Consider the following 12,582-nt stretch of genomic DNA (forward strand, 5'->3'; position numbering starts at 1 on the left):
ATCGGGTCCTCAGGGCAAGTAGTCGCGCAGCGCGTCCTGCACGCAGGCCGACTCGAGCATCGAGCTGCTGCGCAGGAAACGCAGGATGTTGCCCAGCAGCGGGTGCTGGTGGTTGATCGGGTAGGCCAGGCCCCGAGCCTCCTCGCGCAGGGCTTCGCGCACCGCCTCGTCCACCGGCAGCGCGGCGATCAGGGCGAAGTCGAAGGCCTGCTGGATGTCGTTGGTCAGGTACTGGCCGAGGAACACCGGCAGTACCTTGGCGATCGCTTGCCGGTCGGCCTCTGGCGCGGCCTGCCAGTAGATCCGTGTGAGGCGAGCCCAGAAGCTCGAATGGCGGCCTTCGTCGAGCAGGTGGTCGGCCATCAGCCCCTTGACCGATGGCTTGACTGAATCATCCCGGGCGAACGCCGCGACATCGTCGGTCAGGGTGTTCTCGGCGATGCCCACGCACACCAGCTCAAGCGCGTCGCGCAGCGCTTCAGGTACCTGCTCGAGCGCCGCCGGGATCGCCCGGCTGAGTTCGATCTCCTGGGGCAGGGCGATCGGCGCGATGCCGGTCAGGGCGATGGTCTGCTGCAGGAAGTCCATGGCCACCAGGGCGTGGTAGTCCTCGTCGACCACCACGGTCATCGCGTCGTAGCGGCAGGCGAACGGGAAGCGCACGGCGAAGCGATCCTTGGCGATGCGCCGAGCGGTGCGGTCGACGATCTCGGTCTCGAAGATCACCACGTCGTTGATGAACTTGTAGAGGCTCTGCACCAGCACGAAGTCGCGCAGCTGCGGGCATTCGCGCTGGAAGGCGGCACCCAGCACCAGCGGCTGGCGGCTCAGGGGGTAGATCAGGCGCTGGTCGTCCTCCACCTGGCGCCGGGGCCGGGTGCGGATGGTCGCGCGCGCCTCCCAGGCGTCGGCGAAGGAGCGATAGTCCACGGCGTTCATGGGCTGACCTCGGCAACCGGTGCCTGCAGCGCGGCGCGCAGGCGATCCCACAGGGCCATGCGGCTTTCCACGGCGGCGATGGCGGCGGCATAGACCTCTTCCTGGCGCACCGGGTCGTGCTCGACCAGGCGGGCCAGCAACTGCTCGGCGGCGGGGCCGTGGTCCTCGGAGTCGACTTCGATATGGCGCTGCAGGTAGTAACGGAAGGTCGGGGCTTGTTCGCTGCCGATGCCCCACTCGTCGAGGATCTGCTGGAACATGGTCGGGATGACGCTTTCGCGGCCATGCAGGAAGGACGCGGCCACCCGATGGGCAGGCGCATGCAGGGCCACTTCGAGGGTATCGCGCACGAAGCGCTGCGCGGCGTCGCTGGCTTCGCAACGCACCAGGGCGCTGAGCGCATCGACGCCTTGCTGCTGCAGGCTGATGAAGCGCTCGATGGCCTGGGTGTTGGCGCCGACCTCGCGCATGGCGTCCAGGTACAGCTCGAAATGGCTGTAATGGCCGTGGTCGAGGCGGTCGTCCGACTCCTCGCCGAGCACGATCTCGTTGATCAGCCGTGCGGCGGCCGGGTCGGCAGGGGGCAGCCAGGGCAGGCTGACGCAGGTCAGTTCCTGCTGCAGGCGCTTGGTCAGCGACATGAAGTCCCATACCGCGAATACATGGGTTTCCATGAAGCGTCGCAAGGTCTCCAGCGAGTCGATCTCAGAAAACAGCGGGTGCTGGGAAAGTACATATTTTTTATGGTCGAGTGTGCGCTTCAATGTGCTCATGGAGGCTCCATTGGTTGTTGGTTTAAGTGTGGCAAGTTGTCGGCGCTCACTATATTCAGGGCGAGCAAGTACCCCGAACAAAGTTTCGCTGCAGATCAATAAGCCCAGGCCGCATGGGTTGTTGCGGGCTGCTGTTCACGGTTGCCTCCGCGCTTTTGCTCGGGGCGAGACAGAACTTAAAACAATGACAAAGTTTGCTGCAATTGTTTTTTTAATTATTTTAAAGTTTGAGAATTTACAAGTTGAGCGGGTGCGTTAAAACTTATTCGGAAGTTTTAATTTGGCAATAAGTGCTCCTTCCGATAATTAACTATCAGAAAAACAAACAAGGAGTGAATGCTTCACTCGGAGCACTGATGAATGGGTGTTGAAGACGTTGAACTATTAAGGGGCGGCTGATCGTGCTGCGGCCCTGGCCCCGGTGGCAGGCTCCTTCTGCGGGTGGAAGTGGCTGCGGGCGGCCAGGTCCGCTTGAAGATCAACGGCCGCTGCAGTGTGTAGAGTGTGCTCAAAAGGCTGGCGCCGCCATGGTCTGCGAAGGACCGGGCGTTGCAGGTGCCGAGATAACGGGCGTGAAAACAGGTGGTGTCAGGCGAAACAGAGAAGCCCAAGGTGGGCATTGAGGATGTTGATCAGGCGTTGGTCGCCTGGCCAACTTTGGGCCGGCAGCTCGACAAGCTCGAGCTCCCGGTGGGCAAGGCGCTGCCAGCCAAGCATGGCGGCTAGCGTGTCGGGGGGATAGAACGCGGTCACCGGCACCTGCAGGTGCTCGGTTTGGAATCCCTCGGTGGCTTCAGGGCTGTCACAGCTGGATACAAACAAGCGACGGGTTTGCCCTGGGTTGCTGCGCTGTGCCAGGTAGGCCAGGGCCAGCGCCAGGTGTGTGGCTTCATCCTGGGCAAACAGGGCGTGGGGGTGAGCCAGGAAGGGTTGCAGCCGGCTGGCCAGGGTGCGGGCGAGCATAGGGAGGGACTGTGGAGCGTAGGGCCCATCGGCGTGCGCAGTGGCGCTGATGTCGACGGCGACCAGTTCGATGGGGTCGCTCAAGGCACGGGACCAGGTGCGGTACTGGATAAGCTGCTGGCGCTTGCTGGCCAGGCAGATCAGGCGAATGCCGGGCGGCTGCGCGGGAGCTCTTGCCTGTGGAGTGTGCTCGTGCACGGGCGTTCCTCTTGCCGGACAACTGCCGCAGTATCAGCCGGCAGTTTGCCTGTCGAGGTACTTCCTGATGGTCCGGGAGGCATTGTTCAGGTGCGCTTCGAGCAGCTTGACCGCTTCGTCCACCAGCTTGTCGCTGGCGGCATCGGTCAGGGCGATGTGATCGTCCTGGGTGAGCTTGCCGAGCCCCATGGAGGACAGGTGGAAACGCAGGAAGCGTTCTTCTTCGTTGAGCTCGATTTCAATCAGGCGCAGCAGCTTCTGGTTCCCCGCCTTGCTGTAGAGCGTCATGTGGAACAGCCGGTTGAGGCGGCCGATCTCGGCGTGGCGGGTTTCGTTTTCCAGCTGCTGGATGTAACCCCGGGCCTGGGCAATGTCATCGGCGTCGAGCAACGGGATCGACTGGCGCAGGGCCTCGGTCTCCAGGAGCACGCGCAAGGCGTAGGTGTCCACGGCGTCCTCGCCGATCAGCGGTGCGACCACAGCGCCCTTGTGCATCACCACTTGCAGCAGCGATTGTGCTTCGAGCTGGCGCAAGGCTTCGCGTACCGGCATGCGGCTGACGCCGAACAACGAGGCCAGTTCCTGTTGGCGCAAGGCGGTGCCTGGGGGCAGGCGCCCATCGAGGATGGCGCTGCGCAGGCGTTCTTCGATCACACTGCGGGCCAGGTGCGCCGGGACTTGCTCGCTGCCCAGTACGGTGCTCAGGAGTTTGCTTTTCTCAGCCACGCGGGGTTTGCCTCGGCAACATGAAGATTGGATCCAATAACCCTAGTGAGGGAACGGGGGTCTTGTCAAACCGCTTGCTTGGCGAGGCCTGCAGCCGGTGAAGGAATGCGGCTATCGTGAAGCAAGTCGCCGGCCTTGGGAAGTCGGCGAAAAGGCCGCAAGTTGTACGAAGCGGGTTAGCCGACGGCTGGCAAACGGGCCATAACCTGCCATTGTCTTTTGCCATGCCTGCCCGCACCATCGCGGCTTCCAACTGATTCTGAACGGGTGTTCGCAGTGGCGATACCTTGGGTCATTACAAGGACTGTACGCCGAATCGGTGCTGCCGCACTGCTGGGCTGCCTGTTGCTGGGTGCCACGCAGGCGGACTGGGACTTCGCGCAGATCAGCAGCCGTGCCCAGGCCCTCTACGGCCCCCTTGGCGCAGGCCAGGGGCGCATCGATGCCTGGCAGCGCCTGTTGGCGACCCACCAGCAGGGCAGCGAGCTGGAGCGGTTGCAGGCGGTCAACCTGTTCTTCAACACGCAGCTGCGCTATGTCGAGGATATCGACCTGTGGCGCGAAGTGGACTATTGGGCCACGCCGGTCCAGTCGCTGATCAAGGGCGCCGGCGACTGCGAGGACTACGCCGTCGCCAAGTACTTCAGCCTGCGGCGCCTGGGCATTCCCGCCGACAAACTGCGCATCACCTACGTCAAGGCCCTGAGCCAGAACCGGGCACACATGGTCCTGACCTATTATTCAAGCCCACAGGCCCAGCCACTGGTGCTCGACAGCCTGATGAACGCGATCAAGCCGGCCAGCCAGCGTACTGACCTGTTGCCGGTGTACGCTTTCAACGGCGAGGGCTTGTGGCTGACGGGGGCGGGCGGCAACAAGAAGGTCGGCGATACCAAGCGCCTGTCGCGCTGGCAGGGGTTGCTGAAGAAAATGCAGGCCGAAGGGTTCCCGGCCGAGCCGGTTTACTGAAGGAGCACAGATGTCATTGTTCAAACAATTGCTGCTTGCCATTTGCCTGCTCCTGGTGGTCGCCTTCAGCGGCAGTTTCATGGTCAGCCTGGAGAGTTCGCGCAGCCAGTACATCAACCAGCTGCGTGCCCACGCCCAGGATGCCGCGACCGCCTTGGCGCTGGCGCTGACGCCGAACATCGACGACCCGGCAATGGTCGAGCTGATGGTCAGCTCGATTTTCGACAGCGGTTATTACGCCAGCATCAAGGTCATCGAGCAGGGCTCCAACGCCGTGCTGGTCGAGCGCCACGCCGTACCCGACAGCGCAGGTGTACCGGCCTGGTTCATCCGGCTGGCCAACCTGGAGCCGGCCGGTGGCGATGCAATCGTCAGCCGGGGCTGGCAGCAGGCTGCTCGGGTCGAGGTGATCAGCCATCCAATGTTCGCCCTGGCCAAGCTCTGGCAGAGCGCCCTGGGCAGCCTGGGCTGGCTGTTGCTGTGCGGCGTGCTGAGCGCGGTGCTTGGCGCGCTGTTGCTGCGTCGCCAGTTGCGGCCGCTGGATTACATGGTGGCGCAGTCCCACGCCATTGCCCGGCGCGAATTCCTCAGCCTGCCAGAGCTGCCGCGCACGCCCGAGCTGCGCCGGGTGGTGCAGGCGATGAACCAGATGGTCGAAAAGCTCGAAGCCTTGTTCCGCGAGCAGGCCGAGCGCAGCGAGCAGTTGCGCAACGAGGCCTACCAGGACAGCCTCACGGGCCTGGCCAACCGCCAGTACTTCGAGATGCAGCTCAGTGCCCAGGTCAGCAACCTGGAGGAGGCCCGCGCCGGTTACCTGCTGCTGTTGCGCATGCAGGACCTCGCCGGCCTCAACGCCCGCCTGGGTGGCCAGCGCAGCGATCAGTTGCTGCAGGCGGTGGCTGAGCAGCTGCGTCGTGCCTGTGCCCGCTACCCGCAAACCCATGACCTGATCGCCCGCAGCCGCGGGGGCGAATTCGCCGTGCTGGCGCCGGGCCTGGTGCATGACGAGGCGATCGAGCTGGCCCAGGCCCTGGAAGCCAGCCTGCAGAGCCTGCACGAGACCGGTGCCAGCGATGTTGCCCCGGTGGCCTGCATCGGCCTGGTCAGCTTTGATCCGGGTGATGAGCCACAGGCCTTGCTGACGCAGGCCGACGAGGCCCTTGCCCGGGCCGAGAGTCAAGCCACGCCGAGCTGGGTATGCCTGGAACAGCGGCCGGCAGCCCAGGCCCTCGGCAGCCAGCAAGCCTGGCACAGCCGCCTGGACCAGGCCCTGAGCAAAGGGCAGTTCGAGCTGTACTTCCAGCCGGTGGTGGACTGCCAGGCACCGCAACGGATACTGCATTTCAAGGTGACTTCACGGCTGCAGGACGGCCAGGGCGAGCCGTTGGCCGCCGGCAGTTTCCTGCCCTGGCTGGAGCGCTTCGGCTGGATGGCGCGGCTCGATGCGCTGATGCTGGAGCGGGTACTCAAGCATCTGCCGCGGCACCACGCTTCACTGGCGCTGAACCTGTCAGGCGCGACCCTGGCCGATGCCCAGGCCTTGCAGCGCGTCTACGCGCAGTTGGGCCAGCACCGCGCGCTGGGGCCGCGGCTGACCTTCGAAATCGGCGAAGAGCAGTTGCCCGAACAGGCCGTACTGGAGCAGTTCACCCGGCGCCTGCACAGCCTGGGTTTCCGCCTGGCCCTGCAACGTTTCGGCGGGCGCTTCAGCATGATCGGCAACCTGGCCAACCTGGGCCTGGCGTATCTGAAGGTCGACGGTGGTTACATTCGCAACATCGACCACGAGCAGCACAAGCGGCTGTTCATCGAGGCCATCCAACGGGCGGCGCACAGCATCGACCTGCCACTGATCGCCGAACGGGTGGAAACCCAGGGGGAGTTGAAAGTGCTGTGCGAGATGGGCGTGCAGGGCATTCAGGGGCAGCGGGTGGGGCCGCCGGCGCCCTGGCGTTGAGCCCAGCGCCGGGCATGGCGCTGGCCATCCTCAGATCAGCCCGCCGTGTTCATCCTCCTCGATCAGGTTGTTCAGGCCGCCCAGGGCCTTGCGCGCGCTGGAGCGGCTCAGCAGCTTGGCCTGGGCGCCTGGGGGCAGGTCGGTGATGCTGAACACGCCCTTGGCGGTCAGCACCTCGATCAGGTCCTCCAGTACCCGGATCATGTCCAGGTCGCTCTGCTTGAGCTGCTGCAGGCTGTTTTCGACGGCGTCCTCGGCGAGCCATGCCTGGACTTCCGCCTGGTCGGCCGAGAGCATTTCCGTGTAGCCGTGATAGGGGGCTGCTTCTACCCGCAGCAACTGGCCGTCGGCGTCGCGTTGCACGTAGAACATGGCGTCGTCCCTCGTCATCAAGATTCCTTTGGGTAGCCAGCAGCATAGGCAAAGTTCGCCGGGCGTGTCGGCCCTCAGCCACGGCACAGCCTCATATGCATATGCATTTAAGGTATTTAAATTATTTTTCTTATGACTTTATAGTCACTGCCACTGCGTACCTGCCGACCAATCGGCGCGCCGCACGACTCGAACCCACACGGGCAATCCCCGTGCGTTTCTGATCGTTGCGCGCCTTGGAAGTCGCGCACTTGCGTGGGAGTGAACAATGCCAGCCGCCTCGAACGCCTTGTCGACCATCGACAGCGCCTTGCCGCAAACCTTCGAAATCCGCCCGTTCACAGGTGCCGTCGGCGCCGAGATCGTCGGCCTCGATCTGACCCGACCGGTCAACGCTGCGGATTTCAACCGAATTCATCGCGCCCACCTGGACCACCACGTACTGGTGTTCCGCGACCAGCGCATCACCCCCGAGCAACAGATCGCCTTCAGCCGCCGCTTCGGCGAGCTGCAGATCCATGTGCTCAAACAGTTCCTGCTGGCCGGCCACCCCGAGATCCTGATCGTGTCCAACATCGTCGAGGACGGTGCCAACATCGGCCTGGGCGATGCCGGCAAGTTCTGGCATTCGGACCTGTCGTACAAAGAGCTGCCGAGCCTGGGTTCGATGCTGCATGCCCAGGAGCTGCCCAGCGAGGGCGGCGACACCCTGTTCGCCGACATGCACAAGGCCTGGGACGCCGTGCCCGATGCCCTGCGCAAGGTCATCAAGGGCCGTGACGCCGCCCACTCCTACACCGCGCGTTATGCCGAGACCAAGTTCGAAGGCAACTGGCGGCCGACCCTCAGCGCCGAGCAGTTGGCCCAGGTGCAGGAAGTCATCCACCCGGTGGTGCGTACCCACCCGGAGAACGGGCGCCAGGCGCTGTTCGTCAGCGAAGGCTTCACCACCCGCATCGTCGGCCTGCCCGATGACGAAAGCCGCGACGTGCTGCAGCAGCTGTATGCCCTGAGCGTGCTCGAACAGAACATCTACCGCCATCAGTGGCAGCCCCATGACCTGGTGTTCTGGGACAACCGCTCGCTGATCCACCTGGCTACCGGCTGCCCCGCGCACCTGCGGCGCAAGCTGTACCGCACCACCATCCAGGGCGATGCCCCGTACTGACGACTGAGGAACATCATCATGCGCAAATCCATCAGCCGCCTGGCGGCAAGCATCGGCCTGGGCGCCAGCCTGGTCGTTGGCAGCCTCGCGGCGCCGACCGTGGCCCACGCCGAGGGCAAGATCCGCATCGCCGAGCAGTTCGGCATCGTCTACCTGCTGCTCAACGTGGTACGTGACCAGCAACTGATCGAAAAGCACGGCAAGGAGCAGGGCATCGACATCGCCGTCGATTGGGCCCAGCTTTCGGGCGGCGCGGCGATCAACGACGCCTTGCTGTCCGGCTCGGTGGATATCGCTGGCGCCGGCGTCGGCCCGCTGCTCACCGTGTGGGACCGCACCAAGGGCCGGCAGAACGTCAAGGCCGTGGCCTCGCTGGGCAACTTCCCGTACTACCTGGTCAGCAGCAACCCCAACGTGAAGACCATCGCCGACATCGGCGACAAGGACCGTATCTCCGTGCCGGCGGTGGGTGTCTCGGTGCAATCGCGCTTCCTGCAATACGCTGCCGCCCAGCAGTGGGGCGACAAGGAATACAACCGCCTCGACAAGTACACCCTGGCCGTGCCGCACCCGGACGCCACCGCCGCGCTGCTGGCCGGCGGCACCGAGCTCAACGGGCACTTCTCCAACCCGCCGTTCCAGGACCAGGTGCTGGCCAACAAGAACGTGCACGTGGTGCTCAACAGCTATGACCTGCTCGGCCCCAACTCGCCGACCCTGCTGTTCGCCACCGAGAAATTCCGCAAGGACAACCCCAAGACCTACAGGGCCTTCGTCGATGCCCTGGCCGAAGCTGCCGACTTCGCCCAGAAGGACAAGGCGGCCGCCGCCGACACCTATATTCGCGTGACCAAGGCCAAGATCGACCGTGACGCGCTGATCAAGCTGATCGATAACCCGCAGTACGAATTCACCGTCACCCCGAAGAACACCTACAAGCTGGCCGACTTCCTCTACCGGGTCGGCGCGATCAAGAACAAACCCGCGTCGTGGAAGGACTACTTCTTCCAGGATGAACGCCCGCTGCAGGGGAGCTGACCGACCATGACCGCCCCATTGCCAGGCCACACGGCCAGCAACCTGAGCCGTGTCGCCACCCCACCGCTGCTGGCGGTGGACAACCTGAGCCTCGAATACCGCACCGCCCAGCGCGTGGTGCGGGCCACCCACCAGGTCAGCTTCGAAGTCGACCGCGCCGACCGCTTCGTGCTGCTCGGCCCGTCCGGCTGTGGCAAGTCCACCTTGCTCAAGGCCGTGGCCGGGTTCATCGAGCCCCGTGAAGGGCAGATCCTGCTGCAAGGCCAGCCGGTACGCGGCCCCGGGCCGGACCGTATCGTGGTGTTCCAGGAGTTCGACCAGTTGCCGCCGTGGAAGACGGTGAAGCAGAACGTGATGTTCCCGCTGCTGGTGTCCGGCCAGCTCAAGCGCGCCGAGGCCGAGGAGCGCGCCTTGCACTACCTGGAAAAGGTCGGCCTGGCGGCGTTCGCCGATGCCTACCCGCATACCCTGTCCGGCGGCATGAAGGCCCGCGTGGCGATCGCCCGGGCGCTGGCGACCCAGCCGAAGATCCTGCTGATGGACGAGCCCTTTGCCGCGCTCGATGCCCTGACCCGCCGCAAGATGCAGGAAGAGTTGCTGCTGCTGTGGGAGGAAGTGCGCTTCACCTTGCTGTTCGTCACCCACTCCATCGAAGAAGCGCTGGTGGTGGGCAACCGCATCCTGCTGCTGTCGCCGCACCCGGGCCGGGTGCGGGCTGAAGTGCACAGCCACCAGTACGACCTCGGCAGCCTGGGCGGCAGCGACTTCCAGGCCAGTGCCCGGCGCATCCACCGCTTGCTGTTCGACCAGGACGAGGCGCCGGTTCAGGCCAGTGACCTTGGCTTCAACGACATTCGCATCGCCTACTGACAGGAGCCTTGGCATGACTTCGACAGCTGTTCGCCAGGAATACGAAGTGCAGTTGCAGCCCCTGCCCGGGGTGTCGCTGGAACGTGATCTGCCGCTGGCCCAGCGCCTGTGGCAGCAAGGCTGGCTGCGCAAGGCGATGATCCTGGTGCTGCTGGCAGGGTTGTGGGAGCTGGTGGCGCGCTTCACCGACAACGACCTGCTGCTGCCGAGCTTTGTGCAGACGGCTATGGCGTTAGGGGAGGGGCTGCTCAGCGGCGAAATATTCGCCAAGGTCGGCGTGTCGCTGGTGGTGCTGCTCAAGGGTTACGTGCTGGGGATTGTCCTGGCCTTCGGCCTGACCAGCCTGGCGGTGTCGACCCAACTGGGGCGCGACTTGCTGGGCACCCTGACCTCGATGTTCAACCCGCTGCCGGCCATCGCCCTGCTGCCGCTGGCGCTGCTGTGGTTCGGGCTGGGCGACAACAGCCTGATCTTCGTGCTGGTGCATTCGGTGCTGTGGGCGCTGGCACTGAACACTTACGCGGGCTTTCTCGGCGTGTCCGAAATCCTGCGCATGGCCGGGCGCAACTACGGCCTGCGCGGCTTGCGCCTGGTGCTGCATATCCTGGTGCCGGCGGCGCTGCCGTCGATCTTGTCGGGGCTGAAGATCGGCTGGGCCTTTGCCTGGCGCACCTTGATCGCCGCCGAACTGGTATTCGGTGCCAGCAGTGGCAAGGGTGGGTTGGGCTGGTACATCTTCCAGAACCGCAACGAGTTGTACACCGACAAGGTGTTTGCCGGGTTGGCCGTGGTGATCCTGATCGGGTTGCTGGTGGAAGGGCTGGTGTTCAATACCCTGGAGCGGCTGACCGTGCGGCGGTGGGGCATGCAGCGGTAGTCCTTCTGTGCCGGCCTTTCGCGGGGCAAGCCCGCTCCCACAGGTATCGCATAGGCCTTGTGGGAGCGGGCTTGCCCCGCGATAGGGCCGCTACAGGCCACTACACCTGGTACTGCGCCGCCGCATTGGCCAGGGTCCGACCAATTTCCTCACGCAACGCCAGCGGCGCTTCCACTACCAACCCTTCCCCCTGACTCAGCAGCCACCAGCGCAACGGCCAGCCATCGATCACCGTTGCCCTTAGCCGGTGCCCCTGCTCCAGCGCCGTCAGCTGCATATCCCCGGTCAGCGGCGATTCACGCAACTGGCGCGCCAGCAGGTCGCTGACCCACGCCTGCAGCTCCACACCCTCATCCTGGGCCGGTTGCAGCGCATCGCCGCGCAAATACCCCTGCAGATCGAAATTGCCGCGCAGCTCGCTGCCGGCATTGGCCGACCAGTGCCAGCCGAACGGGATGCTCTTGTCGTTGCGTTCCAGCGGGAAGATCAGCGACAGCTCGTTGAGGTCGCGCTCGACGGTGCGCTTGCTGACGTTGAAGCCCACGTCACGCAGGCGCCACACCAGTTCTGCACTGGTGGTCCCGGGGGAGCGGCTGGGCAACTGGCGCAGAAGGGCCCATTGGCGGCTAAGGGTGGCGCGGGTGGTGGCGAACGGCAAAGGAAACGTCCTTGTCTAGGCTTGCCGCCATAGAATGGCGGCACGGGCAGGTCATGGCAATTGGCCACAGCCTGCTCAGATCAAGGAACAGACAATTGGTTGCCTGGCCCTGGATCGTTCGCGACAGGTTTTGTCGTGACGTCGCGCAGAATCACGCCCCATCCCAGCAATGCCTGGAGCTGTGTGCCGTTCAATGAGGATGAACATGTCTGCTGCCAGCAATATCCATTCGCTGCTCGCGCGGCTGCTGCCCGAGCGCATCGCGCCGGTACCGGTATTGCCGGGCCAGCGCCAGCGGTTGTTCGTCGGGGTCGGCATGCCGAGCCAGGCGGTGCAGGGCGGTGAACGCTTCGGCCTGATCGACCGGCTGGATGAAGCCACCGACCTGCAGGCGGTGTACGCCGACCTGTGCAGCCAGGCGTTGCTCGGCAACGTGGCGGCGCTCAACGACCTGGGCTGGATCTGGCTCAACGGCAAGTATTGGCGCGGCGATACCGCGCTGGCCGGGCATCTGCTGCGCATGGCGGCCTTGCAGGGCAATGCCGTTGCCTGGTTCAACCTTGGGCAGCAGCATTATTTCGGCAAGGGCGTGGAGGTGTCGTATGCCAACGCCGCCGAGTATTACCGCCATGCCTTCGAGCGCGGCATGCTGCATGCCGCGGCGGCGCTGGGCGACCTGTACGAGGAAGAGGTGTGCGACGGTGTCCCGCCATGGCGGGTGGACCCGCTCGAGGCTTACCAGTGGTTCCTGCGCGGGGCACAACGCGGCGAAACGCGCTGCCGTTTCGAGGTGGGTTATCGCCTGCTGCATGGGCTCTACGTGGCAGCGGACACCCGGGCTGCGCTGTACTGGCTGGAGCTGGCAGCGGCCACCGGGGTGATGCAGGCCGCCGAGGAACTGGCGGTGCATTTCAGCAGCCGCGACACGGCGCGTTACCTGGGCTGGCGTGACCAGGCGATCCAGCTGGGCAGCACCCTGGCGCTGACCATGAAACTGGAGGACCAGGTTCAGCGTTGAGGCACGGGGGTAGCCCATCGCTGGCAAGCCAGCTCCCACAGGAATCGCATCAAACT

At 64.7% G+C, this 12,582-nt stretch carries 13 protein-coding genes; 7 read left to right on the forward strand and 6 right to left on the reverse strand.

Features of this window, described 5'->3' with window-relative positions:
* Positions 1–9: 9 nt before the first annotated feature.
* The 4 genes from RTH46_RS01470 to RTH46_RS01485 all read right to left on the reverse strand — a co-directional run bounded on the left by RTH46_RS01470 (position 10) and on the right by RTH46_RS01485 (position 3,599).
* The gene (locus RTH46_RS01470; protein ID WP_316904890.1) at positions 10–939 is read right to left on the reverse strand and encodes a diiron oxygenase; all 930 of its coding nucleotides are present in this window, start codon (positions 937–939) and stop codon (positions 10–12) included.
* The gene (locus tag RTH46_RS01475) at positions 936–1,712 is read right to left on the reverse strand and encodes a DUF3050 domain-containing protein (RefSeq protein WP_316904891.1); all 777 of its coding nucleotides are present in this window, start codon (positions 1,710–1,712) and stop codon (positions 936–938) included. Before RTH46_RS01475 ends, RTH46_RS01470 begins: the two co-directional genes overlap by 4 nt.
* Positions 1,713–2,300: 588 nt before the next feature.
* Positions 2,301–2,873: a hypothetical protein gene (locus RTH46_RS01480; protein WP_316904892.1), complete on the reverse strand. Its 573-nt coding sequence runs from the start codon at positions 2,871–2,873 to the stop codon at positions 2,301–2,303.
* Between the two features lie 33 nt (positions 2,874–2,906).
* Complete coding sequence (locus RTH46_RS01485; protein ID WP_153786712.1) at positions 2,907–3,599, reverse strand: GntR family transcriptional regulator; 693 nt, start codon at positions 3,597–3,599, stop codon at positions 2,907–2,909.
* A 276-nt stretch (positions 3,600–3,875) separates the two neighbouring features.
* On the opposite strand from RTH46_RS01485, the gene lapG reads away from it, so the two are divergent.
* Both lapG and lapD read left to right on the forward strand, forming a co-directional pair.
* Positions 3,876–4,568, forward strand: coding sequence for a cysteine protease LapG (lapG, locus tag RTH46_RS01490; protein ID WP_316904893.1), 693 nt, complete (start codon positions 3,876–3,878; stop codon positions 4,566–4,568).
* Positions 4,569–4,578: 10 nt separating this feature from the next.
* Positions 4,579–6,525, forward strand: coding sequence for a cyclic di-GMP receptor LapD (gene lapD / locus RTH46_RS01495; protein ID WP_316904894.1), 1,947 nt, complete (start codon positions 4,579–4,581; stop codon positions 6,523–6,525).
* Between the two features lie 30 nt (positions 6,526–6,555).
* On the opposite strand, the gene RTH46_RS01500 is transcribed toward lapD, so the two are convergent.
* Positions 6,556–6,897, reverse strand: coding sequence for a tryptophan synthase subunit beta (locus RTH46_RS01500; RefSeq protein ID WP_110992037.1), 342 nt, complete (start codon positions 6,895–6,897; stop codon positions 6,556–6,558).
* A gap of 268 nt (positions 6,898–7,165) precedes the next feature.
* Between RTH46_RS01500 and RTH46_RS01505 the strand changes: the two genes are divergently transcribed.
* Genes RTH46_RS01505 through RTH46_RS01520 form a run of 4 tightly spaced genes read left to right on the forward strand, consistent with a single transcriptional unit; the run spans position 7,166 to position 10,850 of the window.
* Positions 7,166–8,065 (forward strand): TauD/TfdA dioxygenase family protein, encoded by a 900-nt coding sequence (locus RTH46_RS01505; protein WP_153786709.1) that lies wholly within the window; start codon positions 7,166–7,168, stop codon positions 8,063–8,065.
* Positions 8,066–8,083: 18 nt separating this feature from the next.
* Entirely contained in the window at positions 8,084–9,103 is a 1,020-nt protein-coding gene (locus RTH46_RS01510) for an ABC transporter substrate-binding protein (protein WP_316904895.1), read from the forward strand.
* 6 nt (positions 9,104–9,109) lie between these two features.
* Positions 9,110–9,973: an ABC transporter ATP-binding protein gene (locus tag RTH46_RS01515; protein ID WP_153786707.1), complete on the forward strand. Its 864-nt coding sequence runs from the start codon at positions 9,110–9,112 to the stop codon at positions 9,971–9,973.
* A gap of 13 nt (positions 9,974–9,986) precedes the next feature.
* Positions 9,987–10,850 carry an ABC transporter permease gene (locus RTH46_RS01520; protein WP_316904896.1) on the forward strand — a complete coding sequence of 288 codons (864 nt, stop codon included), beginning with the start codon at positions 9,987–9,989 and terminating at the stop codon, positions 10,848–10,850.
* Between the two features lie 100 nt (positions 10,851–10,950).
* Here RTH46_RS01520 and RTH46_RS01525 read toward each other — a convergent pair whose 3' ends face one another.
* The gene (locus RTH46_RS01525) at positions 10,951–11,508 is read right to left on the reverse strand and encodes a WYL domain-containing protein (protein WP_153786705.1); all 558 of its coding nucleotides are present in this window, start codon (positions 11,506–11,508) and stop codon (positions 10,951–10,953) included.
* A 205-nt stretch (positions 11,509–11,713) separates the two neighbouring features.
* Here RTH46_RS01525 and RTH46_RS01530 point away from each other — a divergent pair, with 205 nt between their 5' ends.
* Complete coding sequence (locus RTH46_RS01530) at positions 11,714–12,526, forward strand: tetratricopeptide repeat protein (RefSeq protein ID WP_153786704.1); 813 nt, start codon at positions 11,714–11,716, stop codon at positions 12,524–12,526.
* The last annotated feature ends 56 nt before the right edge of the window (positions 12,527–12,582 follow it).

This window comes from Pseudomonas sp. zfem004 (assembly GCF_032621715.1).
GTDB classification, from domain to species: domain Bacteria; phylum Pseudomonadota; class Gammaproteobacteria; order Pseudomonadales; family Pseudomonadaceae; genus Aquipseudomonas; species Aquipseudomonas sichuanensis.